General features: G+C 71.1%; 22 protein-coding genes. 7 read left to right on the top strand and 15 right to left on the bottom strand.

Annotated features, from left to right (window positions below; translation table 11 throughout):
- The first annotated feature begins 269 nt into the window (after window positions 1-269).
- Window positions 270-1,007, top strand: coding sequence for a GDSL-type esterase/lipase family protein (locus tag LDL49_RS12660; RefSeq protein ID WP_225291193.1), 738 nt, complete (start codon window positions 270-272; stop codon window positions 1,005-1,007).
- A 22-nt stretch (window positions 1,008-1,029) separates the two neighbouring features.
- Here LDL49_RS12660 and LDL49_RS12655 read toward each other — a convergent pair whose 3' ends face one another.
- Window positions 1,030-1,743 carry an HNH endonuclease family protein gene (locus LDL49_RS12655; protein WP_225291192.1) on the bottom strand — a complete coding sequence of 238 codons (714 nt, stop codon included), beginning with the start codon at window positions 1,741-1,743 and terminating at the stop codon, window positions 1,030-1,032.
- A gap of 202 nt (window positions 1,744-1,945) precedes the next feature.
- Here LDL49_RS12655 and LDL49_RS12650 point away from each other — a divergent pair, with 202 nt between their 5' ends.
- A complete protein-coding gene (locus LDL49_RS12650; protein ID WP_225291191.1) occupies window positions 1,946-2,851 on the top strand; it encodes a S1C family serine protease in 906 nt (301 codons plus the stop codon).
- Window positions 2,852-3,030: 179 nt separating this feature from the next.
- Here LDL49_RS12650 and LDL49_RS12645 read toward each other — a convergent pair whose 3' ends face one another.
- The 5 genes from LDL49_RS12645 to LDL49_RS12630 form a co-directional block, all read right to left on the bottom strand.
- Complete coding sequence (locus tag LDL49_RS12645; protein WP_225291190.1) at window positions 3,031-4,395, bottom strand: glycosyltransferase family 4 protein; 1,365 nt, start codon at window positions 4,393-4,395, stop codon at window positions 3,031-3,033.
- A gap of 156 nt (window positions 4,396-4,551) precedes the next feature.
- Window positions 4,552-7,662, bottom strand: a complete 3,111-nt coding sequence (locus LDL49_RS12640; protein WP_225291189.1) for a S41 family peptidase — start codon at window positions 7,660-7,662, stop codon at window positions 4,552-4,554.
- 60 nt (window positions 7,663-7,722) lie between these two features.
- Window positions 7,723-7,851 (bottom strand): hypothetical protein, encoded by a 129-nt coding sequence (locus LDL49_RS56875; protein WP_263654937.1) that lies wholly within the window; start codon window positions 7,849-7,851, stop codon window positions 7,723-7,725.
- A 112-nt stretch (window positions 7,852-7,963) separates the two neighbouring features.
- Window positions 7,964-9,997 (bottom strand): GTP-binding protein, encoded by a 2,034-nt coding sequence (locus tag LDL49_RS12635; RefSeq protein WP_225291188.1) that lies wholly within the window; start codon window positions 9,995-9,997, stop codon window positions 7,964-7,966.
- A gap of 196 nt (window positions 9,998-10,193) precedes the next feature.
- A complete protein-coding gene (locus tag LDL49_RS12630; RefSeq protein ID WP_225291187.1) occupies window positions 10,194-11,294 on the bottom strand; it encodes an Rv2578c family radical SAM protein in 1,101 nt (366 codons plus the stop codon).
- A gap of 133 nt (window positions 11,295-11,427) precedes the next feature.
- On the opposite strand from LDL49_RS12630, the gene LDL49_RS12625 reads away from it, so the two are divergent.
- Together LDL49_RS12625 and LDL49_RS12620 are read left to right on the top strand one after the other, a co-directional pair.
- Window positions 11,428-11,709 (top strand): DUF3040 domain-containing protein, encoded by a 282-nt coding sequence (locus tag LDL49_RS12625; RefSeq protein WP_225291186.1) that lies wholly within the window; start codon window positions 11,428-11,430, stop codon window positions 11,707-11,709.
- Window positions 11,710-12,042: 333 nt separating this feature from the next.
- Window positions 12,043-12,717, top strand: a complete 675-nt coding sequence (locus LDL49_RS12620; protein ID WP_225291185.1) for a PadR family transcriptional regulator — start codon at window positions 12,043-12,045, stop codon at window positions 12,715-12,717.
- Between the two features lie 5 nt (window positions 12,718-12,722).
- On the opposite strand, the gene LDL49_RS12615 is transcribed toward LDL49_RS12620, so the two are convergent.
- From LDL49_RS12615 to LDL49_RS12585, 7 genes are all read right to left on the bottom strand, one after another.
- On the bottom strand, window positions 12,723-14,300 hold the full coding sequence (locus tag LDL49_RS12615; protein WP_225291184.1) for a penicillin-binding transpeptidase domain-containing protein: 1,578 nt from the start codon (window positions 14,298-14,300) through the stop codon (window positions 12,723-12,725).
- A 73-nt stretch (window positions 14,301-14,373) separates the two neighbouring features.
- A complete protein-coding gene (locus LDL49_RS12610; protein ID WP_225291183.1) occupies window positions 14,374-15,033 on the bottom strand; it encodes a lysophospholipid acyltransferase family protein in 660 nt (219 codons plus the stop codon).
- Between the two features lie 248 nt (window positions 15,034-15,281).
- Window positions 15,282-15,878, bottom strand: a complete 597-nt coding sequence (locus tag LDL49_RS12605) for an NUDIX hydrolase (RefSeq protein ID WP_225291182.1) — start codon at window positions 15,876-15,878, stop codon at window positions 15,282-15,284.
- A gap of 36 nt (window positions 15,879-15,914) precedes the next feature.
- Window positions 15,915-16,658, bottom strand: a complete 744-nt coding sequence (locus tag LDL49_RS12600) for a siderophore-interacting protein (protein WP_225291181.1) — start codon at window positions 16,656-16,658, stop codon at window positions 15,915-15,917.
- 82 nt (window positions 16,659-16,740) lie between these two features.
- Window positions 16,741-17,265: a PadR family transcriptional regulator gene (locus tag LDL49_RS12595; protein ID WP_225291180.1), complete on the bottom strand. Its 525-nt coding sequence runs from the start codon at window positions 17,263-17,265 to the stop codon at window positions 16,741-16,743.
- 39 nt (window positions 17,266-17,304) lie between these two features.
- Entirely contained in the window at window positions 17,305-19,461 is a 2,157-nt protein-coding gene (locus LDL49_RS12590) for a polysaccharide lyase family 8 super-sandwich domain-containing protein (protein ID WP_225291179.1), read from the bottom strand.
- Between the two features lie 8 nt (window positions 19,462-19,469).
- Window positions 19,470-20,081: a TetR family transcriptional regulator gene (locus tag LDL49_RS12585; RefSeq protein ID WP_225291178.1), complete on the bottom strand. Its 612-nt coding sequence runs from the start codon at window positions 20,079-20,081 to the stop codon at window positions 19,470-19,472.
- Between the two features lie 65 nt (window positions 20,082-20,146).
- On the opposite strand from LDL49_RS12585, the gene LDL49_RS12580 reads away from it, so the two are divergent.
- Both LDL49_RS12580 and LDL49_RS12575 read left to right on the top strand, forming a co-directional pair.
- Window positions 20,147-22,123 (top strand): HelD family protein, encoded by a 1,977-nt coding sequence (locus LDL49_RS12580; RefSeq protein ID WP_225291177.1) that lies wholly within the window; start codon window positions 20,147-20,149, stop codon window positions 22,121-22,123.
- 115 nt (window positions 22,124-22,238) lie between these two features.
- A complete protein-coding gene (locus tag LDL49_RS12575; RefSeq protein ID WP_225291176.1) occupies window positions 22,239-22,592 on the top strand; it encodes a hypothetical protein in 354 nt (117 codons plus the stop codon).
- A gap of 75 nt (window positions 22,593-22,667) precedes the next feature.
- Here LDL49_RS12575 and LDL49_RS12570 read toward each other — a convergent pair whose 3' ends face one another.
- On the bottom strand, window positions 22,668-23,639 hold the full coding sequence (locus tag LDL49_RS12570) for a tyrosine-type recombinase/integrase (RefSeq protein ID WP_225291175.1): 972 nt from the start codon (window positions 23,637-23,639) through the stop codon (window positions 22,668-22,670).
- Window positions 23,640-23,660: 21 nt separating this feature from the next.
- The gene (locus LDL49_RS12565) at window positions 23,661-24,866 is read right to left on the bottom strand and encodes a cysteine desulfurase-like protein (RefSeq protein WP_225291174.1); all 1,206 of its coding nucleotides are present in this window, start codon (window positions 24,864-24,866) and stop codon (window positions 23,661-23,663) included.
- Window positions 24,867-24,884: 18 nt separating this feature from the next.
- Here LDL49_RS12565 and LDL49_RS12560 point away from each other — a divergent pair, with 18 nt between their 5' ends.
- A complete protein-coding gene (locus tag LDL49_RS12560; RefSeq protein WP_225291173.1) occupies window positions 24,885-25,937 on the top strand; it encodes a winged helix DNA-binding domain-containing protein in 1,053 nt (350 codons plus the stop codon).
- Window positions 25,938-25,940 lie beyond the last annotated feature (3 nt).

The following is a 25,940-nucleotide window of genomic DNA, read 5'->3' as shown; positions in this document are numbered from 1 at the left end:
CGTGAATGACCGGTTACGGTCAATGAACCCAGATAACGGGGGAACCCGCATGATATTCGGAGCATCCCCATCGCACCGAGACTGTCAAGCAGCGATATGAACACGGTCCCGAGATGGCAGATGTTGCCTTGACGACATAGTCGGCCTCCGCGCCCATCCCTACTTTGGGCCGCATGATCACTCGTCTCGCACCCCTCTGCGCCGCTGCCCTCGTTCTTCTCGGTTCCGGGACGGCCCACGCGTCCTCGGCGGAGCCTGTCCCAGAAGTCATGGCGGCGTTGGGAGACTCGGTCTCAGCGGGGTTCAACGCCTGCGGCTGGTACGTCTCGTGCACCTCCCGCTCCTGGTCGGCGGGGGACAACGCCGAGGTGACCAGCCACTACCTGCGGCTGGCCGGGCTGAGCCGGTCGATCGTGGGGCACAACCGCAACTTCGCGGTGCCCGGGTCGACGAGCGCGGACCTGATGAATCAGGTGAAGCAGGCGATCACCGCCAAGGCGACATACGTCACCATCCTCATCGGTGCCCAGGACGCCTGCAAGCCGGCGGAGAAGGACATGACGCCCGTGCGGGTCTACCGGCAGCGGCTCGACGCGGCTCTGGCGGAGTTGCGGGCCGGGATGCCGGGGGTCAGGGTGTTCTTCGCCAGCATTCCCGACCTGCGCCGGTTGTGGCAGGTCGGCAAGGGCAACGCGCTGGCGCGCACGTTCTGGACGCTCGGCCGGATCTGCCCCACGATGCTCGCCTCACCTTCGTCGGCCAAGCCCGCGGACGTGGCGCGGCGGGCCCGGGTGCGGGCGCGGGTGATGGCCTACAACCACGAGGCCGCCGAGGCGTGCGCGACGCTGGGACCCGCGTGCCGTACGGACGGGGGCGCGGTGTTCTCCTACCCGTTCACGCTCGACCACATCAGCAAGTGGGACTACTTCCACCCCAACGCCCAGGGGCAGCGCACCCTGGCCCAGCTGACGTTCAAGAACGGTTTCGAGTGGATCGACGTGCTCTGAGACGTGCTCTGCGTGGCGGTGGTCAGCGGCACTGGGCGAGCATGGCGTTCTTGTCCGCGCGGGTGACGGGCAGGTCGTACTTGAGCGCGACCTGGGCGAAGCGGGTGACGTAGGCGCAGCGGATGCGGTGTTGCGGCGGGAGCCAGCCCGCCGGCCCTGAGGCGTCCTTCTGCTCGTTGGCGGCGCCGTCGACGGGCAGCAGGTTGAGCGGGTCGTTGGCGAAGTCGACGCGCTTGGACATCGACCAGCGCGGCGTGCCCATCCGCCAGCCGTAGGCGAGCGGGATGACATGGTCGACCTGGATCTCGTCGGCGTGGTCCTTGCGCCAGTCGATGGTCCGGCCGGTGTAGGGGTCGGTCAGGATGAGGGAGACGACCTCGCACCGGGAGCCCTGGCGATACTTGACGTCGTGGCCGTCGCGGGCGAGCAGGTCGTCGCGGGTGCGGCAGCCGTTGCGGGCGTACGGGACGCCGGTGGCGGTGTCGGCCCAGTTGTCGCCGTACCTGGTGCGCTCGTAGCCGGTCTTGGGGCCGCGGCCCTTGACCCGGAGCCGCTTGATGAGGGTGCGGGCGCTGGCCCGGTCGGCGTCGGTGGCGATGGGGGCGAGCCCTGGGCGGGTTCCGCTGGTGTTGGTGAGCGGGCTGGCCGCGGTGGCCGGGCTGGTCTTGGTGCCGCCGACGAGGGAGACGACCAGGACGCCCCCTGCCAGGAGGGCGACCGTTTCCTTTGTGCTCAAGTACGCCTCCGGGGATTCTTGGGCACAGGTTCTCTAGAGATCAATTCCCGACATTGTGGTGTTTGACACAGTGAGAGGTTTGAGGCGGTAGAGGGAGGGGTGTGTGGCGCGCGGTCCTGTTGATCCGGGCACCGGGCGCAAAGGCGGTGGCCGTTTTCTCAGTTGCGGAGTAATGATGTAAGCAACTGAGAAGGGTGTCGTCATGGATGATTACTCCCGCGTCGTCTCCTCGGTGGCGGCCGAGCTGCTGCCGAGGGTGGCCAGCGTGCGGGTGGACCGGGGCAGCGGGTCGGCGGTGGTCTTCACGGCCGACGGGTTCCTGCTGACGAACGCGCACGTGGTGGGCTCGTCGAGGGCGGGCACGGTGGCGTTCGCCGACGGGTCGTCGGGTGAGTTCCTGGTGGTGGGGCGCGATCCGCTGTCGGATCTGGCGGTGATCAGGGCGCAGGTGCCCACGCCCGAGCCCGCCGTCCTGGGCGACAGCGACGAACTGGTGGTGGGACAGCTCGTGGTGGCGGTGGGCAGCCCGCTGGGGCTGGCCGGTTCGGTGACGGCCGGCGTGGTGTCGGGACTGGGACGGTCGTTACCGGCGCGGAGCGGTCAGGCCGTACGCCTCATCGAGGACGTGATCCAGACCGACGCGGCCCTGAACCCCGGCAACTCGGGAGGAGCGCTGGCCGACTCGCGGGCGCGGGTGGTCGGCGTCAACACGGCCGTGGCCGGTGTCGGCGTGGGCCTGGCCGTGCCGGTCAACAGCACGACGCGGGCGATCATCGCCACGCTGATCAAGGACGGCCGGGTACGGCGGGCCTACCTCGGGCTGGTGACCTCACCGGCGCCGCTGGGCGAGCCGCTGCGGCGGCGGACCGGCCAGGACAGCGCGCTGCGGGTGGTGGAGGTGATGTCCGGATCGCCCGCCGACCGGGCCGGCCTGCGGGCGGGGGATCTGGTGCTGAGCGCGGACCGCCATCCGGTGGGCGACGCGCAGAGCCTGCAGCGGCTGATGTTCGCCGAGGCGATCGGGCGGCCCCTGCCGATCACGGTGCACCGCAACGGGGCGCTGGTGGACGTCATCGCGGAGCCGGTCGAGCTGACGAGCCGCACCTGACCGCACTGACGAGCCGTACCTGAACGCCCTGACCGGCCCTGACAGTCGGCCCTGTGACGTCCGCCCGGAACGATCGGGGGCGCGGACGTCGTCAACCGGCCGTCAGTCGTCAGCCGTCAGCCGTCAGCGGTCAGTCGTCAGCGGTCAGTCGTCAGCGGTCAGCGGTCAGTCGTCAGCCGTCAGGAGGACCGCGGAGTGCGCGCGGGCTCGGCCGGCGCCGGTGCGGACTCCGCGGGCGCCGGTGCCGGCGATGCCGAGGCCGGTTCCGCGGGGGCCACCGGCGTCGGCTTGACGTAGGTGCCGTTGCGGCGGGCCAGGAGCTCCTCGAACAGGGCGTCCCACTGCGCGCCGATGACGTCCACGTCGTACGTGTGCGCCGTCTCCAGCGCCCCGGCCGCCAGGCGGCGGCGCAGCTCCTCGTCCTCGATGACGCGCAGGAGCGAGGTAGCGAGGTTGGCGTTGGTACGCGGCTTGACCAGCAGCCCGTCGACCTCGTCGGTGATCATTTCCTTGGGCCCGTGCGGGCTGTTGAAGCTGACGATGGCCAGCCCCTTGGCCATGGCCTCCAGGATGGTCATCGGGAAGCCCTCGTGGCGCGAGCTGAGCACGAAGACGGACGCCTTCTCCAGCTCGGCGCCGACGTCGGAGGTGGCGCCGGGCAGCTCGATCTGGCCTTCCAGACCCGCGTCGATCACCTGCTGGCGCAGGTTGTCCTCCTGGGGACCGGCGCCGAAGATGCGCAGCTTCCAGTCGGGGTGGGTCTTGGCGACCTCTTCCCAGGCGACGATGAGCCGGTGGAAGCCCTTGAGGCGGGTCAGCCTGCCGACGGCGATGACGACCTTGGAGTCGAGCTTGGCCACGTCGCCGGTCATCGGCGGCACGGCGTTCGGGATGCGGATCAGCCGCTTCGGCTTCTTGGGCAGGGCGGCGCGATAGTCGCGCAGGTCGGCCTTGGTGAGGGTGGCCAGGGCGTCGAAGCGGCGGTAGCGCCACTTGATCAGCTCCTGCACCGCCTCCGGCTGGGTGCGCAGCGCGACGTGCTCCTGGCCGATGGTGATGACGCTCGGCAGCGCTAACTGGGCCATCGCCAGGTTGAGGCCGGGCCTGGTGGAGATGAGGATCCCGGTGTCGAGCGAGCGGATGTAGCGGGCCAGCTTGAGGTCGGTCCACAGGTTGAAGCGGTGATACGCCGACTCCTCCGGCGGGATGAGCTTGCTCGGCCTCTTCGACAGCATGGCGCGTACCGGGTCCGGGCCGGGGTTCAGCCGGTCGTCCAGGAAGCGGAACTTGACCCGCGGGTCGATCGGGAAGAAGGGCTCCTCGGCCTCCTTCAGGATGCTGACGATCTCCACGTCGTGGTTCTCGGCCAGATAACTGGCGAGGTTGAAGACGGTCCTGATCGTGCCGCCCATGCCGTACGCGTGCAGGATCAGAATCCTGACCTTGTCCGTGGACGGCGGCGGCGCCTTGCGCACCTTGCGGCGGTTGTAGCCCTTGTACAGCCGGACCATCGCCGACCTGCCCTTGCGTGCCAGTGCGCGCACCTGAGAAGTCCCCCTTGAACCGAGAGTGTCACTACACAAGTGGCCAGTGGCGATCTGTGCGAATTCGCCACCGGCTTATTGTCCCGCTTCGGTGGAGTGTCCTGTCCATCCCCGAGGACTAACCCCACGCATGATCTATAGACGTTGCAAATCCTCTTAAGGTTGCATCCGTGGCCGATGTGTTGGATCCGGAGTGTGTGGGGGGTGTTCGGCCAGCAGCCCGAGTATCACGTCGATGGCCTTCTCTAGCTGGGTGTCCGTGCCCGCCGCGTAGTCCTGCGGGGTGATGTCGATCTCGATGTCCGGGTCCGTGCCGTAGTTCTCGACCTGCCAGCCGACGTCGTCGAAGGCGAAGGAGAACTCTGGCTGTGTGGTGACGGTGCCGTCGGCCAGCCGGTGCCGCGGCCAGATGCCGATGACCCCGCCCCAGGTTCGCTTGCCGACGAGCGGGCCGAGGCCGCGCAGCTTGAAGGTGTGGCTGAAGATGTCGCCGTCGGAGCCGGCCCATTCGTTGGTGATGGCGACCAGCGGGCCCCGCGTCGACTCCGGCGGGTAGGGCTCGGGATCGCCCCAGCGGGGATAGTCGTAGCCGAGTCGGCGGCGGGCCAGCTTCTCCAGCAGCAGCGCCGAGACGTTGCCGCCGCCGTTGAAGCGGACGTCGACGATGAGCGCCTCACGGTCGTGCTCGGCCAGGAAGCCGCGGTGGAACTCGGCGAACCCCTCGGTGCCCATATCGGGAATGTGCACATATCCGACGCGGCCGTCCGAGCGCTGATGGCAGCGGGCGCGGTTGAGGTTGACCCAGTCGCGATACCGGGCGGGCCCCTCGTCGGCGATGGCGCGGACGACGGCGGTGAAGACGCGCTCGCCCCGGCGCAGGGTGAGCTCGACCTCCTCGTCGGCCTGGTTGACCAGGCGTTCGTTGGGGGTGGCGGTCTCGCCGATGGGGGCGCCGTTGATGGCCAGGACCGCGTCGCCCGGCCGTACGTCCAGGCCGATCCGGTTGAGCGGCGAGGTGGCCTCGGGGTTCCACGGGTCGCCGGTGACGATGGCGCCGATGTGGTAGACGCCGTCGCGGTGGTCCCAATCGACGCCGAGCTTGCCCTGGGTGTAGTCGGGGCCCGGCCGGTACTCGCCGCCGCTCTCGTAGGCGTGACTGGTGGCCAGCTCCCCATGGAGCTCCCACAGCAGGTCGGAGAATTCGCCGCGGGTGCTGACGCGTTCGACGAGCGGCAGGTAGCGCTCGTAGACGGCGTGCCAGTCGACGCCGGCCATGTCCTCGGTCCAGAAGTTCTCGAGCTGCAGGCGCCACGCCTCGCGGAACATCTGCCGCCATTCCGCCGCCGGGCAGACCGACACCTTGATCCGGGACAGGTCGATCCACCCGCTCTCGCGGCCCGGGGTGTCGCCGTCGTCGTCGGGCGTCTCGGTGGCCTTCAGCACGCGCAGCCGGTCGCCCGCCCGGTACAGGAGCGTCTTGTGATCGCGGCCCAGCTCGAAGTCGCTGACGCCGCGGGCGAAGGTCTCGCCCTCACCCTTGGTGAAGTCGTAGAGGTCCAGGATGCTCTCGCCCTGCAGCGGGCTGCTGAGGATGAGGGCCTTGCCCGGCAGCCCGGCGACGCGCTCGTAGCGGCCTTCCGGCAGGGGGAACGCGGTGACGCGGCGGGCCAGGCCCTCAAGGTCGACGCGCAGCGGCTCGGGCTCCCCCTCCTCCTCTTCCTCCTCCTCGTCCTTCGCTCCCAGGGGCCGGGGGTTCGGGACGAACGGGTCGGGGACGTCCCGTCGCAGCGCGATGGCGTAGGGACGGGTGCCGAGGGGGAAGCCGAGGTCGAACTGGAGCTGGTCGTAGACGGGGGAGAAGACGCGCTGGCCGATGAAGTAGAGGTAGCGGCCGCGCGGGTCGAAGGCGGGACGGGAGTCCTCGAGCAGGGGCTCGGTGGCGGCGACGGTCTCGCCGGTCGCGGGGTGGTGCAGCATGATCGCGGCGGTGTGGGCGTTCAGCGGGGTGGCGTACGCGAGCCAATGGCCGTCGTGCGACCAGGCGGGGTCCGCCGGCGGGCCGTGCGGGTTGGCCTCGACGAGCACGGCCCGCCCGGTGTCCAGATCGACGAGGTGCAGCTCGTCGCGGTGGTTGGTCACGGCGACGCGGTCGTGGGCGGGATCGGGTACGAGCGCGGTGATGCGCCCGAGCCGGGCGATCGCCGGGGCGGCCGGGTCGCCGAGGATGACCAGCTGTTCCTCGTCGCCGTCGTCGCTGGCGGCGGCGATGAGGCGGCGGCCGTCGTTGAGGAAGGTCAGGAAGCGGTAGCGGACGCCGTCGGGCTCGCCGTGCTGCCGGACCGGCCCTTCCCAACCGGCCATGGTGTACGCCTTGCCGCGCGCGGTGACGGCCAGGGCGCTGCCGTCGGGAGTGAGCGTGGCGCCCTCGAGATAGTCGTCGGCCTCCACGAACCTGCGGTTGCGCTGGGTCCTGGAGCTGGCCAGCCGTACGTCGATCCGCTGGGGCGCGTCCCCGGGATCGAGCAGGTAGAGGTCGGCGCCCGCGTGGTAGACGAGGCGGTGGCCGCCACCGGACAGATTGCGCGCGTAGTAGTCGTCGTGGTGGGTGTGCTTGCGCAGGTCGTCGCCTTCCGGAGTGCAGGAGTACACGTTGCCGACGCCCTCGTGGTCGGACAGGAAGCAGACGCGGTCACCGCTCCAGCAGGGGGAGGCCAGGTTGCCGGGCAGCCGGATGAGCCGGCGGAAGCGGCCTTCGCCGTCGGGGTCGATCCACAGGTCGCCGACGGTGCCGCCGCGGTACCTCTTCCAGCGCGCGGGATCGGCGGTGTTGCGCCCCAGGACGATCATGGTGCGGGGGCCGTGGGCGATGGAGTTCGCCGGCCCGTACGGCAGGCGGTGCGGTATGCCGCCCGGCGCGACCCGGTGCAGCCACTTGCGGCCCTCGAACGGCTGGCACTCGTCGCTGGCGTACAGGATGCGGCCCTCGGGGTCCCAGCCGGTCACGGCGCAGCGGGCTCCGTGATAGGTGACCCGCCGGGCCGCGCCCCCGTCGGCGGGCATGACGTACACCTCTTCCGGGCCCTCCTCGCGCCCGACGAAGGCGAGCTGGTCGCCGCGCGGCGAGATGCGCGGGTAGCCGGCCTCGGCGAGCCCGGCGGTCAGGCGGAAGGCGCGCCCCCCGAGGGCGGAGACCATCCACAGGTCGTCCTCGGCCGCGAAGACGACCACGTCCTGGAAGATGGAGGGGAAGCGCAAGTAGGCGGACATGTGTGCTCCGTGATCAGGCAGCCGGGACTCCGGCCGCGGCTGCCTGATCCTTTCACCGCGTCAAGCCACGTCCGGCTTCCTGGGCTCCTTCTTGGCGTCCTTGAGGTCCTTGTCCTGGCGGGCGGGCTTGGTCGTCTGTTTCTTGGTCTTGCCGGTCTTGGCGGCCGGCTTCTTGTTCGTCTGAGCCATGGTTCCCCCTGAACGAATGATGTGGGATAAGTACATCAACCGCCTTAGTACCCATTTCCGGGAGAAAACCGACATGTGAGGTAACTGTCTGCGGACAAGTGGTGACCTATCGTTACCTTCGAGCGGGACGGTCACCGAAGGGCTGCGACCACCACACGCCCTCGCCATGTGAGAGGCCGGGCAGTGCCAGCTCGAACTCGCGCACCGCCACGGCCGGGATGTCACCGCTGACCAGCCACACCGCCTCCCGCCGTACGGCATCGGCCACCACGCCGCCCAGGGCCGCCAGCCGTACGGTCGCCGCGCTCAGCGACTCCGGCGGCACCTCCAGCTCGAAGCGGTTGCACGGCTCGTACACCCGGGTGCCCGCCTGGCGCAGCGCCCGCCGCAGCACGTTCGTCGTCCGCCCGCGGAAGTCGGCCGCCGTGGTGATCGGGCTGGCATAACCGGTTCTGGTCAGCGTGACCAGGCAGTCGGTGACCGGCCAGCCGTGCGGGCCCTCGGACAGCTTGTCGCGTACGGTGTCCTCGATGGCCCGGTGGAAGGCCAGCGGCAGCGACCCCAGATCCACGCCCAGCCGGTATCCGACGCCGGACCCGATGGCGGCGGGCTCCACCCGCAGGCCGACGGTGGCGACGAAGTCGTCGCGGCCGTGGCGCGCGATCTCCTCGACGATTTCCGCCCGGCGCGCGGGCCGTTCGAGATAGACGGGCCTGGTCGGCTCGAACACCGCCTCCACCCCGAACTCGGCGGCCAGCGTCTCGGCGATGACCTCCTTCTGCACCTCCCCATAGAGGAGGACGGACGTCCGGCCGCCGGGCAGGGCGCGGGTGCCGATCAGCGGGTCCTGCTCGGCCAGGGCGGCGAGCGCGGCATGCAGCCGGCCCTCCTGCCCGGGGATCCGCGGCCTGACCACCGTCTCCAGGCTGGGCGCCGGGAAATGCCCACTCTTGGGCGCGCCCTTGGGCGGGGTGCCGGGGTGGCCACCTGGCGGGGCGCTGAGGCGGCTGCCTGGCGGGGTGCCGGGTTGGCTGGCTGGTGGGATGCTGAGCTGATCGCCTGGTGGGGTGTCTAGGCGGCTGTCCGGCGGGGTGCCGAGGTGGTCGCCGACCCGGATCTCGGGCACGCCCCACACCTTCGCGATGTCCCCGGCCACCGCCTGCGACTCCGCCGACCCGGCCACGCGCACCGCGGTCGGCCGCCCCCCGTACTCCTCCACCGTCCCGTCACGGCGCAGGCGATGGAAGGGCACCCGCTGCCGCGCCCGCAGCACACCGGACCGCATCCGCAGATAGGCGACCTTCTCCCCGGCGGCGCCCCGCTCGATCGCGAACACCGTCGCCCCGAGCGTCCCACCCGACGCGTGCGTGCCCGACGCAGCCGTGGCGGGCAGCAGCCGGAACCCGTCGAGCAGGTCGCCGACACCCCGCCCGGTCATCGCCGATCCGAACAGCACCGGATGCAGCACCCCATCGGCGCACTGCCGGGCCATCGCCGCCCACACCTGCGGGCCGCTCGGCGCCCGCCCCTCGACGAGCGACTCCAGGATGCCGTCGTCATGCTCGGCCAGCATCTCGGCCACCTGGCCGCCCCTGACGGAATCGCCGGAACGGTCCGCCTCGTCCGGGCCGACGATGCGGCGCGTACGGGCATCCGGGCCGCCGATCTCTTCCACGGTGTTCAAAGCGACGGTGTACGGCGAGAGCCACCGCCGGATATCGTCCAGCAACTCCCGCTCCCGGGCCCCGGCCCGGTCGATCTTGTTGACGAAGATCAGCGTAGGCACCCGCAGCCTGCGCAGCGTCTTCATCAGCAGGCGCGAGTGCGGCTGAACCCCTTCGACGGCCGACAGCACCAGCACGGCGCCGTCGAGCACGCCGAGCGCGCGTTCGACCTCGGCCACGAAGTCGGCGTGGCCGGGTGTGTCGATGAGGTTGACCCGTAGGTCGCCCACGGTGAAGGAGGCGACGGCGGTGCGGATGGTGATGCCGCGGCGCCGCTCGATGGCCCCGCTGTCGGTCTGTGTGCTGCCGTCGTCGACCCTGCCCAGCCGGTCGATCGCGCCGGTCCGGAACAGCAGCCGCTCGGTCAGGCTGGTCTTACCCGCGTCTACGTGCGCGAGGATGCCGATGTTGAGGATGTGCATGCGTGGTCGAAGCCTCGAGAACTCTCGTGCCAATGGGGCGCTGGGAGACTCGGAGGCACCGCATCACATGCTCCTGCTGGTCGGCGTCGGAAACGGCCCAATGATGTCACTCGCGTCGACCGCACAGCCAGCGATTTATTCGCGGCTGACTCACCCGCCGCCCGGGCAGACCGGAGAGGCCGAGCTGCCGCGCCCGTCAGAGGCCGGGGAGGCTGAGCTGCCGCGCCGTCGGGTCGGGCCGGGCCTGTGGAGCAGGCTCGGGTCGGGCCTCTGAAGCGAGCTCGGGGCGGCCCTGTGGGGCGGGTCCGGGGCGGGGTGGGAGGCGGCGGGCTGAAGTCGCGGTCGCCCGGCCGACGCCGTGGCGTCGGGCCAGCTCCTTGACCTGGTCGGTGATGCGCTGCTGGTAGGCCTGTGGAGCGTAGGCGCCCCTTCCGTACAGCTCCAGATAGCGCGGCACGAGCCGAGGGTGCTCGCGCGACAGCCACGCCAGCCACCACTCGCGCGCCCCGGGGCGCAGGTGCAGGACGATGGGCGCGAGGTGGGTGGCGCCCGCCTGGGCGATCTCCTTGACGGTGCGTTCGAGCTGGTCGGGGGAGTCGGTGAGGTACGGCAGGATCGGCGCCATCAGCACGCCGCAGGAGATGCCGTGGTCGTTGAGTGTGGCGCAGACCTCCAGCCGCCGGCGCGGGGCGGGGGTGCCGGGCTCGACGGAGCGCCACACGCCGGGGTCGACGAAGCCGACCGACACGCTGGCGCTCACCTGGGTGACCTCGGCGGCCTCGGTCAGCAGGTCGAGATCGCGCAGGATGAGCGTGCCCTTGGTGAGGATCGAGAACGGGTTCGCGGCGTCGCGCAGGGCGGCCAGGATGCCGCGCATCAGCTGATAGCGGCCCTCGGCCCGCTGGTAGCAGTCGACGTTGGTGCCCATGGCGATGGGGCCGCCCTGCCAACGCGGCGCCGCCAGCTCCTTGCGGGCCAGCTCGGCGGCGTTGACCTTGACCACGATCTTCGAGTCGAAATCGGCGCCGACGTCGAGGTCGAGGTACTGGTGGGTCTTGCGGGCGAAGCAGTAGACGCAGCGGTGGCCGCAGCCCCGATAGGGATTGATGGTGTGCTCGAACGGGACCCGGCTGACCGCCGGCACCCGGTTGATGATCGAGCGGGCCTGGATCTCGTAGAAGGTCATCCCCTCGAACTCGGGAGTGTCGAACGTGCGGGTGACCGCGCCGCGGGCGAACAGCGGCACGGCCGGATCGTCCTGGCCGGAGTCGGCCAGGCGCAGGTTGTCCCAGCGCATCCCATGATTAGAACAAAAGTTCGACGAAGATCGCAAATGAAAAGAGGTGGCAATTACCTGCTTGGGCGGGGGCTAATGATCTTCATGGTTGGGCAGAAACCCGGCACAGAGCTTGCGTTCCGGAGGTGCACCCATGGCCTGGTCGCAGGACGAGGAGCGGATGCTGGCGCAGATCGAGCAGCACCTCGTCGATGACGATCCGCGACTCGTGGCGAGGTTGGAGTCGTTCAACGAGCGGGCTCGTCGCAGCGAGGAGAAGGTCGACGGGGCCTCCGGTCGCAGGCGCAGGCCGCGCCGCTCGACGGTCATCATCCTGATCAGCTGGCTGCTGATCGCCACTCTGGTCGCCACGCTGCTGATCATGGTCCTGCGTCACGAGGCCGCCACGGCACTGGCACTGGCCGCCTCGCTCTAACGCATCTCCCGAAATATCCGGCGTTTTGCGATGCCCGCGCGCCGACCGCTGCGCGCCAGCCGCCAGACGCTCAGCACCAGACGCCGGGCCGCTGTGCGCTAGACGCCTGAGGCTGGGACCCACGGGGTGGAGCCCACGGGCTGGACCCACGGGCCGGACTCGACGGGCCGGACGTCAGAGGTGGGGTGCCGGGCGACAGACACCGTGTACGAGGCGCGGCTGCTGGGTCCGCAGGCCGTGATCTCACCCGCTGAAGAAAACAAGCCCTATTGCTCCAGGAATACTCGCATGCGTATAGTCGCCCACGAATATTCGCCTAAGAGGATGGTGTGGGTGGCGCAACGACGCCGGGTGGCCAATCTGCTGGCCCTCGCCGTGCTCACGGTGGTCGCGGAACGGCCGATGCATCCGTACGAGATGGCATCCGTCCTGCGGGCCCGTGGCAAGGACCGCGAGATGCCTATCAAGTGGGGCTCCTTCTACACAGTGGTACGCAATCTGGAGAAGCACGGTTTGATCGAGGCCACGGAGAGCACGCGGCAAGGGGGCCGGCCCGAGCGGACCGTCTACCGCATCACCGGCGACGGCCGCGAGGAGGCCGAGGATTGGACGCGCGAGCTCCTGGGGACTCCCGAGCGGGAGCCGACGGGGTTCGAGGCGGGGCTGTCGGTGATGGGCGGCCTCGACCCCGACGAGGTCGCCGCGCTGCTCCGGCGGCGGCTCGCCCTGCTCCGTGACCGGATCGCCGTCCAGCGCGAGACCCTGGAAGTCGAGCGCGGTGAGATCCCGCGGCTGTTCCTCATCGAGTCCGAATACGCCCTGGCCATGAGTGTGGCCGAGGAGGCGTGGACCGGGGCGCTGCTGGCGGAGTTGACGATCGGCACGTTCCCCGGTCTCGACCAGTGGCGGGTCTACCACCAGAACACCCGCCCCACGGCAAGGGGCCACGCGGACGAGACCGGGACGGCGGAAAGAGCCCGCCTGGACAGAGGCGGCCTGGCGGGCTGATCGGGTCACAGGTGGCGCAGGAAGGTGGCCGCCACCGGGGCCGCGACCTTGCCCCCGGTGCCGCCGCCCTCCACCACCACGGCGAAGGCCACGTCATCCTTGAACCCCATGAACCAGGCATGAGTCTGGAGCTTGTCGCCGGTGCCGTACTCGGCCGTACCCGTCTTGCCGTGCGTGCCCGAGGGCAGCCCGGACGCCTTGGCGGTGCCCTTGGAGACGACGGCGGCCATCATGGCGTGCAGGTTGGTTTTGACGCCCTCGGGCAGCGGCTGCTCGGCCGCCTTCTGCTTCAGGTCGGGCACCAGCGTGGGCGGCCGCCAGGTGCCGTCGGCGATGGCCGCCGCGACCGAGGCCATGGACAGCGGACTGGCCGTGATCCTGGCCTGCCCGAACGATTCGGCGGCCAGTTCGGCGTCCGACTCCGCCTTGGGGAAGCTCGCCTTGGTGGCCGACACCCCGATGTTCAGCGGCTGGTTGAACCCGACGTCCTCGGCCGCCTTGAGCAGCTTGTCGGCGCCCAGGCGCGTCTCGGCGAGCGGCGCGAACGTGGTGTTGCACGAGTGCGCGAAGGAGTCGAGGAACGACAGCGACCCGAACTCCTCCTTCTCCGAGTTGCGGATCTTCAACCCGCCCACCGTCGCGTACATCGGGCAGGTCACCTTGTCCTCCGGCGACATCCCGGCCGCCAGCAGCCCGATCGCGGTGACGGCCTTGAACGTCGAGCCCGGCGGATAACGGCCGTCGAGCGCCCGGTTGAAGCCGCCCTGGTTGTTGACCACGGCCAGGATCTCGCCGGTGCTCGGCTTGATCGCGACCATCGAGGTGGGCTTCTTGACGTCCTTGACGGCGGCCACCGCCGCGGCCTGCGCGCGCGGGTCGAGCGTCGTCTTCACATCCTCGCCCTCGCCGCCCTCGATCGTCTGCAGCGTCTTGTCGCCGACCTTGATCTCGGTCGCCGGGGTGCCCGCCAGCTGCTTCTGGAACGTCGCCTGCAGCCCGTCCCGGCCGATGGCCTGGCCGACCTGGTAGGACGAGCCGAGCTTGGCCACGTCCTTCTTGGTCGCCTTCTCGAGGTAGCCGACGAGCTGTTGCACCGACCCGCCGGCCGAGCCGTCGTCGATGCGGCCGCCGTCGGCGTCGGTGATCTTCGCCCGGTCGGGCCAGCGCGTCTTGAGCGCGAACGTGGCGCCGGCGGTCAGCGACGGGTGCAGGGTCTTGGGCGTCCAGTCGACCTTCCAGGCGCGGTCGGCCACCTTCAGGTCGATCTGTCCCTCGTAGGTCCAGTCGCCGATGTTCTTCAGCTTCAAGGTCGTGGTGTACGGCACGCGCGCCCGGTCGTCGCCGGACTCGGTGACGGCGCCGAGCTTGATCGAGGTCGACTCGACCGCGAGGCCGGTGCGCATCTGGTCGTACGCCGTCAGTTGCTGCGGCGCGGCCAGCGTGGCGCTCATGGCCGCCTTGTCACCCGACTGCCAGGCGGCGGCGAAGAGCCGCGCCGTCTCGGCGGGTGTGCCTCTGGTGTGAAGCACGTAGTACGCGCCACCGGCAGCGGCCCCCACCGCCAGCACGGTGACGCAGGACACGATCGCGATGGTGCGGCCACGCGCCACTGGTCAGCCCCCAGGTCATCGACAGGTTGCAGAGCTTAGCGACAAATTAGGACATATTGCTGGCAGCTTTGAAGCTCGACGCATAGGTCGGCACGTATTCCTGGCCGGACAGTTCCCGGATCGCGGCCATGATCTCGTCGGTCACCCGGCGCCGGTCGCGGGCCTTGGTGTGGTCGCCCTCGAACCGCATCGGCGCGCCGATCGTGATGCCGATCCTGGCCGGACGCGGCACCTTGGCGCCGACCGGCAGCACGCGTTCGGTGCCGCTGAGGGCCACCGGCAGCACGGGCGCGCCCGTCTTGAGCGCCAGCCAGGCCACACCGATCTTGCCGCGGTAGAGGCGGCCGTCGGGGGAGCGGGTGCCCTCGGGGTGGATGCCGAACAGTTCGCCGCGGTCCAGCAGGTCGGCGGCGGCGTCGAGCATCTCCTGCGCGGCGTGCGCGCTGTCGCGGTCGGTGGGCAGGCTGCCACCCAGGCGCATGAACCAGCCGGAGACCGGGTTGCCGGAGAAGTACTCCTTCTTGGCGGCGAACGTCACGTGCCGCGGCAGCAGCGCGGGCAGCAGGTAGGAGTCGAGCACCGACAAGTGGTTGGCGGCCAGAATCGCCGGTCCCGTCCTCGGCACGTGCGCCGCGCCGGAGATGTGCGGGCGGCACATCGCATGGGCGATCGGCGTAGCGGCGAACTTGACCACTTGATACAGCAACGGGCTCTCCTGGATGATCGGCGGTCCGGCCACCCACCCTAGAGCAGGCGCCCCGGCCGGAGCCGGGGCGCCTGAAAAGCCTAAGGCCGATGTGGCGGTCGCCTCCTCGGCGAGATGCACAACACGGCTCCAGCCGAACGGTATTCCGTGAAGGCGGTAATTTGCGGCCCGGGGGACACAGACCACATCGGCCATTCGATGCTAACGGACATCCGGCGGCACGTATTCCACCGGGCCAAAAGAATCGGTCAGGTTCTGGTCCAGTGTGGCTGGGCGACGTCGAAGACCCGCAGCTCACGGCCACGCAGGGCGACCTCCGCGAACTGCCACAAAATCGCCCCCGTCGGCGCGTGAACGACGATCGAGGGCCCGAGCGGCATCTGCAGCAGCCCGCCGCGCCAGCGCGGCACCCCCGGCGCCAGGAACCGCTCCAGGGGCACCGCGTGCACCGAGGCCACCTCGTGCGCGTCGGCGACCGGCCGCTGCTCCCCGCCGAAGGCCACCACCGGCGTGATGACGAACCCCGAGTCGGTGACGAAGTCGTCGAGCAGCCCGGCCACCTCGACGCCGGTGACGGCCGTCTCCTCGGCCAGCTCCCGCAGCGCCGCCTCGACCGGCTGCTCGCCGTCGTCGAGCCGCCCGCCCGGCAGCGCCCACTGCCCGGGATTGCGCCCGCGCGGCGCCCGCCTGATGAGGACCGTGTACGGCAGGCCGGCCGGGTCCCTGAGCACGCACACCGTCACGGCGGCCCGGCGCACCCCCTCGGCCGGAGGCACCTCCCGGCGGTCGAAGTCGGTCAGGCGGGTGGTGACCAGCTCACGCAACTCATCGATCGGAGGAAGCACCAGCCCAGGATCTCACGCCCGCTGTATACACCTATGTCAGTCGAGGCCGCGCTTGCCGGGCGTCCAGAAGGGCTTCGTCCGGACGTCCCCGCGCTGCCAGCCCCGTTCGCGTACGAGATGCGCGCGGACGGCCTGAATCGTCCTGGCCTCCCCGGCGAGGTAGGCCACCCCGGGCTCGTCCGGCAGGTCGAGCTTCCTGACGGCCTCCACCAGCAGTTCGGAGCCCGCGGCGGACGCTCCGTCGCGGCAGACCCGGGTGAGCTCGCGCGGCAGGTCCAGGTGGTCACCGGGCCCATCGGCCTCCACGGCCCCGAACACCGTCTCGCCCAGCGGCAGCGCGCGCAGCATCGCGCCGAACGCGACCGACGCCGTCTCCTCCCCGGCGAACAGATGGTAGGGCGCGGGGCGTACCACAAGGCTGCCTTCCGGCTTGGTGAAGGCGATCTCCTGGCCGGGGCGGGCGTTCCTGATCCAAGTGGTGCCAGGTCCGTCGCCGCCGTGGTCGAAGCCGATCAGCTCGATGGTCTGCCAGCTGGGGTCGTGGTGCCAGACGGAGTACGTACGCAGGGCGTCGGTGATCTCGCCGCGTAACCACGTACGGGCGGCGAAGATGTCGTTGATCGCCAGCCGGACGTGCTGCCCCGGGGTCCACTTCAGCCCGTCCAGGGCCTCGCCGCCGATCCTGATCTTCCGCATGCGCGGCGTCACCTGCTCGGTCTCCAACACCTCCCCGACGACGAACAGCCGGTCGCGCAGCGCGCGGGTGATGGTCGTCTTCATGTCAACTCCTGTCTGAGCGCGGACGCGGGCTGAGCTCGTACGGGCTGAGCGAGAACGTGCGGACGGGTTCGAGCGCGGACGGTCAGCGGCGGCGGGGGTCCAGTTGCTCGATCCGGCGGCGGGCCTCGATGAAGATCGTCTGGATCTCGTCGACCACCCGGGGGTCGCCGTGCGCGTGGGCGAGCGTCTTGACCGCGGCCTTCACCAGGCGCAGGGCCGGGCCGATGATCTCGGCCGCCTCGGGCTCGCGGAACATCCCCCACTCGCCCCGGCTGGCCGCCCGCGCCCAGAGCCGGTCGATCTCCTCGGCCTGCTCGCCGACCACGCTCTGGCCCGCCTCGGTGATGTGGTGCACCTTGCGTCCCTCGGCCGCCTCGACCCGGACGAGGCCCTCGTCCTCCAGCAGTTGCAGCGTCGGGTAGATGGAGCCCGCGCTGGGCTCGTACGTCCCGTTGAACCGGTCGGCGAGGCGGTTCATCACCTGATAACCGTGGCCGGGCTGCTCGGCGAGCAGGGCCAGGATCGCCAGGCGCAGCTCACCGGGCCCGAAGAAGCGCCCGGTCGGCCCGAGACCGCCCCCGCCGGGGGCGCGCCGTGCGTTCATCATGGCTCGGATGCTATATCGAACGATATAACGAAGTAAACATCAACTCCGCGTGAAGGCCAGCCCTCGGGCGTCGTGGCGGGCGGTGAGGGTCACGCCGCTGCGGTCGCAGCGGACCGCCTGCAGCAGCGGAGTGTTGGCCAGCACGGTGACACCGGGGTCTGCCCAGCGCGCGGCCGTGTCCGCCGCGTCGGCGCCGGGCAGGACCAGGCACGCGTACGTGGCGCCGGTCGGCCGCGGGCCGTGGTCGAAGCCGACGGTGAACACCTCGGCGGCCAGCGTCTCGGTGGACCCCGTCGCGGTGATGTCCGACCAGCTGCCGCTCCGGCGCTCGACTCGCGCCGACAGGGATTCCCGGCCGGACAGCGGCAGGTAACCGATCCGCCCCTGATGCACGAAGTGCCCGGTGGTCAACGGCCCGGTCGTCAAGGGGCCGGTCGCCAGGCGTTGGTCGATCGTCGTCACCACCGGGTACGCGGCCGACGGCGCGGTGATCCCGGCCCCGAGCGCGACGAAGACGTCATCGAAGCAGAACCACGCCTTCCAGCCGTCCGCGATCCGGTCGGTCCCCGCCAGGCGCATCACGGCGATGCCGTGGCGGCCGTCCGTCCAGCCGCCGACGTCCGGCGACGCGCCGTGCTGACCGTTGGGACGCGGGAGGGGCGCCGCCGGGTCCGGGTGCTGCTCGGCGGTCACGCCGGGCAGCCGCGCCCAGTCCCACAGCGGGATGACGGCCCGGTAGCCGTCCTCCGGCCCGTCACCGACCCGGATGGGGGCGACGCCGTCGCCGAGGTGGCGGCCACGCAGGTTCTCGCCGTTCATGCTCTCGGTGGGCGCGGTACGGGTGGACGACATACGCACGGACACCGACCAGCCGGGCCGCCGATGGACGAGGTAGTCGGAACGCGGGTAATAACGACATCCAACGGGCCCGGCAGCGGGCCGTGCGGTCCTGGTCGTGGCAGTGGGCCGTGCGCCTCCGGCCCCGGTAGTGAGCCGTGCCGCCTTGGACCCAGCAGCGGCCCCCGGAGCGGACCTGGGAGCGGTTCCGGCAGCCGTTCCGGCAGCGGTCCTGGTAGCGGACCCGAGAGCGGTCCCGGCAGCGAGTTCCGCAGCGGACCCGGCAGTGGGTCCCGCAGTCGGCCGCTCGGCCTTGGTCAAGTGCTGTTCGAACGCCGCCAGCTCGGCCTGCCGAGGCGCTCCAGCCGCGCGCAGGCGGCGGATCGCGGTCCGCAGATCGGGAGTAGGGCGGTGGGCGTCCGCGCGGGTGATGTTGCGGCCCATGGCGGTGAAGTCGAAGGCGCCCCCATGGATCGCCCACCGCAGGCCGTCCAGCAGGAAATCGGTGAAGAAGCCCACCTCGGCCGCGCCGAACGCCCACGGCGTCCCGTACACCACATAGATCCACAAGCCCAGGTCGGCGGCCAGCGCGAAGCCGTAGCCGCCGGAGTAGAGCTGCGCGCCGTGCTGGTGGAAGCTGAAGTCGTCCTGGATCCCCTCGCCGCGGGTCGGCCGCAGGGTCGTCGCCATCCGTGCGACCGCCGAGGCGACCAGGCCGGCGTCGTCCACCAGCAGGCCGTGGCGCAGGACGACCGCCTGGGTCCAGACGAGGTTCTGGCCGGTCATCTCCGCGGGGCCCGCGCAGCCCGCGAGCCAGGCGCCCCAGGCCGCGCGCTCGGCCGGGCCGAGTCGGTCGGCGAGCAGCAGGAGGGCGTCTCCGGCCAGCTGGGGTGCGGCGATCTCGTTGTACCACCAGTTGGCGCTGCGCGGCCCGCGGCGGCGCCAGGCTTCGAGGGCGGTGAGCGCGGTGGGCCGGTGCTGCGTTGAGAGCGCCAGGGTGAGGGTCCTGGACAGGTGTTCCAGCGGCGCCCAGTTCCGGCCGTCGCCCCGGTCGGCGTAGTCGAGGTCCGGCCATGTGCCATCGGAGCCGGGCCGGTCGTCGCGATCCGCCAGGTCGTGGGGGTCAGTCGAGACGTCGGGACCGGTCGGGAGGGCGGCCCTGGTCAGGAGGCCGGGGTCGGTCAGGCCGGTGGCCGCGCCGACGGCGGTGGTGCCGGAGGCCGTGTCCAGCAGCTCGTGCCGCAGCCGGGCCCTGGCCGTTTCGAGGGCCGTTTCGAGGGCCGTTTCGAGGGCCGTTTCGAGGTCTGTTTCGGGGTCTGTTTCGGGGTCTGTTTCGGGGTCTGTTTCGGGGTCTGGCATGTCGCTCCTCAATCGTGGCGCAGCAGGGCGAAGGCGCGGTCGGCGCGGCGTACGGCCTCCGGCTCGACCTCCGCCAGCGCGCGCCCGTCGGCCAGGGCCTGCCAGTTGTGCTTGGCCAGTACCCGGTGCACGGCCAGCACCTGCGCCGCCAGCAGCGAGGCGGTCAGGGCGTCGGGGATCTCCGGAGCCTCCGCGAGCGCGTCGGTCAGGGCGTCCTCGTCCATCGACATGTGGTGCAGCAGGCGGGCGGCCACGCTGGGCGTGCCGAACACCATGCGGCGAAAGGCCACCACCTCCGGCTGGTCGTTCAGCCCGGTGACCGGGTCGTGCCGGGCCAGGGCGTCGAGGAAGTGCCGGTGCAGCGCCGTCAGCGGGTGCTCGCCGGCGGCGCGCTGCCGCACCACCCGCGCGAACTCGCCCTGGTGGTCGCTGATGCGGTGCAGGACGAGGTCCTCCTTGGCCGGGAAGTACTTGAACAGCGTCGGCTTCGACACCCGCGCGGCGGCGGCGATCTCGGTGACGGGAACCTCGTCGAAACCACGCGCCAGGAAGAGCGAGATGGCCGCCGTAGAGATGGCCTCGCGCACGTGTTCCCTCTGCAACTGCCGAAGTCCTGTCATGAGCCCCACTCTACCAAGGTGTTAACCTGGTAAAGATATTAACCGAGTTAACGCTGGAGGCGGGGATGGCCACGCTCGACGAGGAGAGACGGTACGTCGAACAGTGCGGAGCCGGGCTGCGCAGGATGCTCGACGCGGCACGGGACAACGTGATCGTCGGCGAGAGCGTGGCGGGCGACCGCTACAGCGCCGAACGGCTCGGCCGCCACCTCAAGAGCCTGGCCAAGGAGCTGAGTGAGGAGCCGGAGGGCCCGCCGTTCTTCGGACGGCTCGACTTCGGCGGCGACTCCGCCGAACACCGGGGGCGCAGCTACCACATCGGCAGGCGGCACATCACCGGCGAGCACGGTGGCCCGCCGGTCGTCATCGACTGGCGGGCGCCCGTCTCGCGGGCCTTCTACCGGGCCAGCGCCCGTGACCCGCTGGGCGTCGAGGTACGCCGCCGATTCGGCTGGGCCGGCACCACGCTGACCTCGTTCGAGGACGAACGGCTCGCCCAGGGCCAGGAGACCGAGAGCCGGATCCTGGCCGCCGAGATCGAACGGCCCCGCGTCGGCCCCATGCGCGACATCGTCGCCACCATCCAGCCCGAGCAGGACGACCTGGTCCGTGCCGGGCTGGAGGAGTCGATCTGCGTGCAGGGCGCGCCCGGCACCGGCAAGACGGCCGTCGGCCTGCACAGGGCGGCGTTCCTGCTGTACGCGCACCGGCAGCGGCTGGAGCGCTCGGGGGTGCTGGTGCTGGGGCCGAACCGGGCCTTCCTCGGATACATCTCGGCGGTGCTGCCCGCGCTGGGCGAGGTCGACGTCGAGCAGACCACGCTGGAGCGGCTGCTGGGCAGGGTCGCGGTCACGGCCACGGACAGCCCGGCCGCCGCGCTGGTCAAGCATGACGCGCGGATGGCCGAGGTCCTGCGCAAGGCCCTGTACGGGCGCATCGGCAAGCCGGTCGAGCCCGTCTCCGTCGCCGACGGCTCCTACCGGTGGCGGGTCGGTGAGGACGAGCTGCGCCGCATCGTCGACGACACGCGGCGCGAGGCCATGCCGTACGCGATCGGGCGTGAACGGGTGCGCGCGAGGATCACCGAGCTGATGCGGCGCCAGGCCGAGCTGCGCGGCCACACGGGCAACGCCGTCTGGACGCGCAAGATCGGCAAGGCGCTCACGCCGTTCCTGGACGAGATCTGGCCGGCCGTACGCCCTGAGGAGCTCCTGTGCGCTCTGCTGAGCGACCCGAGTCCGGCCGCCCCCATCCTGACGGCCGACGAGCGGACGGCCATCACCTGGGCCCGGCCGCCGCGCGGCTACAAGAGCGCCAAGTGGTCCGAGGCCGACCTGGTGCTGCTCGACGAGATCGCCGGGCTGCTGGAACGGCCGCGCGGCTACGGCCACGTCATCGTGGACGAGGCGCAGGACCTGTCGCCGATGCAGTGCAGGGCGGTGGCCAGGCGCAGCGAGCACGGCTCGATCACCGTGCTCGGCGACCTGGCCCAGGGCACCACGCCATGGGCGGCCGCGTCCTGGCCGCGACACCTGGAACTGCTCGGCAAACCGGAGGCCGGGATCGTCGCGCTGACGACCGGGTTCCGGGTGCCTGCGGTGGTGGTCGGCCCGGCCAACCGGCTGCTGGCGGCGCTCGACGTGGACGTGCCCGCCACCACGTCGTACCGCACCGACGGCAGGCTGCTCCTCACCCAGGTGACCGAGCTGGAGAAGGGGGTCGTCGCGGCCGCACGTGAGGCGCTGACCTTCGAGGGGTCGATCGGCGTGATCGCGGCCGACGCCGCCGCCGGCCCGCTCACCGACGCCCTCTGGAACGGCGGCCTCGACATCGGCGAGCGGCTGAGCGTGGTGCCCGCCTCGATGGCCAAGGGCCTGGAGTACGACCACGTCGTGCTGGCCGAGCCCGCCGCCATCGTCGAGGCTGAGGCACGCGGCCTCAACCGCCTGTACGTCGCGCTCACCCGCGCGGTCTCCCGGCTGGACGTGGTGCACTCCCGGCCGCTACCTCTTGATGTCTTTGCAGCCGCCGAAATCGCCTGAGTCACCAGATGTCGTAGCCTGATCCGCTCGACAGGACGACCGGCTTCGGTGTGTGATGTCCTCACGTCAGGAACGGGCCGCCGACTTGGTTGTGTTCTCGAGAGGAGCCCAGATCGTGACCTCCCCCCAGGATCCGCCCCCCGGCGACGATCCGTCCCGCCGTGAGGCCCAGTGGGCGTCGCAGCAGCCGCCCCCCGGGCCTCCGCTTCCACCTCCCTACGAACAGGCGCCGTACGCGCAATCCGGTCAGAAGCCGGCCGGGCAGTTGCTGTCGATCATCGCGTTCGTCTGCGCGGCGATATCCCTGCTCTTCATTCCCATTCTGTTCGGCCTGGCCGGGATCGGGCTGGGCATCGCGGGCCACACGCGCGGCGAGACGCTGGGCAAGTGGGCCGCGATCACCTCGGGTGTGACGATGATCCTCGGCATGGTCATCGGCTTCATCGTGGTGTCCAACATGAACGCCTGACCCCGCCGTCCCCTGCCTGCCGCCCGGTCATCGGACGGCAGGCAGGGACAGCGGAAGACGCGCCACCACGAAGGCTCAGCGGAGCGGCCGCGCGGCGGGCAGGCGGAGCCGGTCGACGGCCTCGCGGCGGGTCTTCTCCGGGCGGCGGTCATAGCGGGCCGTGGTGGCCGGTGACGAGTGGCCGACCAGCGCCTGGGCGGTGGCCAGGTCGACGCCCGCGTCCAGCAGCTCACCGATGAAGGTGCGGCGGAAGTCGTGCGCCGTACGCCGGGACGCCCCCGCCTCGCCCAGCCGCCTGGCCAGGATGTCGGCGATGCCCTGCCCGGTCAGCCCGACGGGGCGGCCCTCGCGCAGCCGTACGCGGCCCATCCTGCTGATCGGGCTGAACAACGCGCCCGCCTCGTCGCCCCGCACCGCCAGCCACCGCTCGACCAGCCCGATCGCGTCGGTCGTCAGGTAGACCATCCGCTCCTTGTCGCGCTTGCCGCGGACCCGGAGCGAGCGGGCGCCCGGGTCGTAGTCCGACAACGACAGCCCGCCGATCTCGGCGCGGCGGCAGCCGGTGGAGTAGAGCACCGCGATCAGCGCCGCGTCGCGGATCCCGGCAGGGGAGTCGTCGCACGCCGACAGGGCCGCCCCCACGACCTCGGGCGGCACGTGGTGACCGGTGGGCAGGCGGCTCTGGCGTACCGGAGCCAGGTCGGAGGCGCGCGCGTAGTCCTCCGCGCTGCTCTGCCCGAGCCGCCACGCCTCTTTCAGCACCCGGCGCAGCGCCACCAGGTGCTTGTTGACGTAGGCCGCCGACCACCCCTGATCGGTCAGCAGGGTGCGAATGCGCACCGTGTGCTCGTAACGCAGCAGATGCCACGGCTGGCCCGCGCCGCTGGCCGTCTCGTCACCGGTGAGCAGGCGGGCCAGCCGGTCGAGGCAGCCGCGCATCGTACGGCGCGACTCGGGGCTGGTCAGCGAGTCGAGATAGACATGATAGGGATCGCGGGCCGGCTCGACGAGCGTGGTCGGCAGGCCCGGCACGGCGGGCAGGCTCACCCGGCGATCTTAGCCCCGCGCTCAGTTCTCGAGGCGGGTCACGGCCTTCAGCAGGCGGTCGACGTCCGAATGGTCGTTGTAGTGCACCAGCCCGACCCGCACCGCGCCGCCGGAGTCGCGGATGCCCAGCGCGCCGGTCAGCTCCCAGGCGTAGTTGTGACCGTTCCACACGTTCACGCGACGCGCGGCCAGCGCCTCCGCGACCTCGCGGGGAGTACGCCCGGCGACAGTGAAGTAGGCGGTGGCCGTACGCCTGGCGGGCTTGCCGTACAGCGTCACGTGCGGCATTGCCTCCAGGCCCGCGATCAGCACGCCGAACAGCTCCTGCTCGTACGCCTCGGCCGCGGACAGCGAGGTGAGCAGCCGCTCCCTGCGCGTTCCGGTGCCGGGGACCATGGTGGCCAGGTGGTTCACCGCGGCCGTCACGCCGGCCAGGTCGGCGAAGGGGGAGGTGCCCCTCTCGAAGCGCTCCGGCACCGTGTCGGGCGAGGAGGCCAGCTTGTCCGGCCGGATGGTCTCCAGCAGCGCCGGATCGGCGACGACCGCGCCGATGTGCGGGCCCGACCACTTGTAGGCGCTGGTGGCGTAGAAGTCGGCGCCCAGCTCCGCGATGTCCACCGGGCCGTGCGCGGTGGCGTGCACCCCGTCCACGTAGGTCAGCGCCCCCGCCGCGTGCGCCAGCGCGGCGATCGCGGCCACGTCCGGGCGGGTGCCCAGCACGTTGCTCGCGGCGCTCACCGCCACCAGCCGGGTGCGCTCGCCGATCAGGTTCGCGTACTGCTCCACCGGCAGCTCCCCGGTCGCCGGATCCACCTCGGCCCAGCGGACCGTCGCCCCGGCCCGCGTCGCGAGCTGTATCCAGGGCCGTACGTTGGCGTCGTGGTCGAGCCGCGAGACCACCACCTCGTCGCCGGGACCCCAGCTCTGGGCCAGCGCCCCGGCCAGGTGATAGGTCAGCGTCGTCATGTTCGGTCCGAGGATCACGCCGTCCGGCCGGCCGCCGAGCAGGTCGGCCACGGCCGCGCGGCAGGCCGCCACGATCTCGTCGGTGCGGTGGCTGGCCTCGAAGGCGCCGCCCGCGTTGCCGATGCCCGTACGGTAAGCGCCCACGATGGCGTCGATCACCGATTGCGGGGTCTGGGTGCCCGCGGCGCCGTCCAGGTAGGCGTAGCCGTCGTCCAGCGCGGGATAGGTCGCGCGCACCGACTGAACTGGAAATTTAGTCACAAAGGGCATGATGTGTTCATGCTCACCCTGAGAGAGCTCAACCGGGCCACCCTGGCGCGGCAGCATCTTCTTCGCCGCCACCAGGGCGGCGTGGCCGCCGTCGCGCACCGCCTGGCCGGGCTGCAGGCGCAGGAGCCGCGCCCGCCGTACCTGGGACTGTGGACCCGGCTCGACGGGTTCGCCCGCGGCGACCTGCACGCGGCGCTGCGCTCACGGACGCTCGTGCGCGCCACCATGATGCGTGCCACCCTGCATCTGGTGACGGCGGCGGACTTCGCCGAGTTCCGGCCCCTGTTGCAGCCGCTGCTCGCCGCCGCGGCGCGGCGCTTCCCGGAGGTCGACTTCGCCGCCGTCGCGGCGGCGGCGGAGCGGTTGCTGGCCGAGGGACCGCACACGTTCAACGAGCTGCGGCCGAGGCTGGAGAGGGAGTTCCCGGGCGCCTACGACCGGGCACTGGGCTACGCGGTGCGCATGATGGTCCCGTTGATCATGGTGCCGACCGAGGACCGGTGGAGCTTCCCGCGCGAATCCGCCTTCGCCCTGCCGGGTATCCAGCTCGCCGCGGAGCCGGACATGGGGACGCTCGTCGAGCGGTACCTGGCCGCGTTCGGGCCGGCCACCGCCGCCGACATGCAGACGTGGTCGGGGCTGAGCGGGCTCAAGGCCGTGCTGAACGGCATGCGCGACCGGCTGGAGGTGCTGGTGGACGAGCGCGGCCGGGAGCTGTACGACCTGCCCGAGGCGCCCAGGCCGGAGGGGGACGTGCCGGTGCCGGTCAGGTTCCTGCCCGACTTCGACAACCTGATGCTCGGCCACGCCGACCGCACCCGCGTGCTGGCCGAGAAGCATCGCGGCGAGGTCGTCACCAAGAACCTGCGCGTGCGCGCCACCTACCTGGTCGACGGCTTCGTGGCCGGGACCTGGCAGATCAGGCGCACGGGCAAGCAGGCCAAACTGCTTCTCACACCCTTCACCCCGGTCTTGCCCGAGGCGCTGGAGGAGGAGGCGATGGCCCTGCTGGCCTTCGCCGAGCCGGACGCGGAGGCCTGCTCACTTGAAGTAATAGGCTGAGTC

The organism is Nonomuraea aurantiaca (genome assembly GCF_020215705.1).
Taxonomy (GTDB): domain Bacteria; phylum Actinomycetota; class Actinomycetes; order Streptosporangiales; family Streptosporangiaceae; genus Nonomuraea; species Nonomuraea aurantiaca.
The sequence above is the reverse complement of the archived record's forward strand: the minus strand, read 5'-3'. Positions and strand labels throughout refer to the sequence as shown.

Bases quoted from the DNA above. Each gene is read 5' to 3' on its own strand.
- LDL49_RS56875 (WP_263654937.1), bottom strand. From the start codon at position 7,851: ATGGCTCAGACGAACAAGAAGCCGGCCGCCAAGACCGGCAAGACCAAG.
- LDL49_RS12635 (WP_225291188.1), bottom strand. From the start codon at position 9,997: ATGCACATCCTCAACATCGGCATCCTCGCGCACGTAGACGCGGGTAAG.
- LDL49_RS12600 (WP_225291181.1), bottom strand. From the start codon at position 16,658: ATGAAGACGACCATCACCCGCGCGCTGCGCGACCGGCTGTTCGTCGTC.
- LDL49_RS12590 (WP_225291179.1), bottom strand. From the start codon at position 19,461: ATGCCAGACCCCGAAACAGACCCCGAAACAGACCCCGAAACAGACCCC.
- LDL49_RS12580 (WP_225291177.1), top strand. From the start codon at position 20,147: ATGGCCACGCTCGACGAGGAGAGACGGTACGTCGAACAGTGCGGAGCC.
- LDL49_RS12660 (WP_225291193.1), top strand. From the start codon at position 270: ATGGCGGCGTTGGGAGACTCGGTCTCAGCGGGGTTCAACGCCTGCGGC.
- LDL49_RS12585 (WP_225291178.1), bottom strand. From the start codon at position 20,081: ATGACAGGACTTCGGCAGTTGCAGAGGGAACACGTGCGCGAGGCCATC.
- LDL49_RS12640 (WP_225291189.1), bottom strand. From the start codon at position 7,662: ATGTCCGCCTACTTGCGCTTCCCCTCCATCTTCCAGGACGTGGTCGTC.
- LDL49_RS12595 (WP_225291180.1), bottom strand. From the start codon at position 17,265: ATGATGAACGCACGGCGCGCCCCCGGCGGGGGCGGTCTCGGGCCGACC.
- LDL49_RS12560 (WP_225291173.1), top strand. From the start codon at position 24,885: ATGCTCACCCTGAGAGAGCTCAACCGGGCCACCCTGGCGCGGCAGCAT.
- LDL49_RS12625 (WP_225291186.1), top strand. From the start codon at position 11,428: ATGGCCTGGTCGCAGGACGAGGAGCGGATGCTGGCGCAGATCGAGCAG.
- LDL49_RS12630 (WP_225291187.1), bottom strand. From the start codon at position 11,294: ATGCGCTGGGACAACCTGCGCCTGGCCGACTCCGGCCAGGACGATCCG.
- LDL49_RS12650 (WP_225291191.1), top strand. From the start codon at position 1,946: ATGGATGATTACTCCCGCGTCGTCTCCTCGGTGGCGGCCGAGCTGCTG.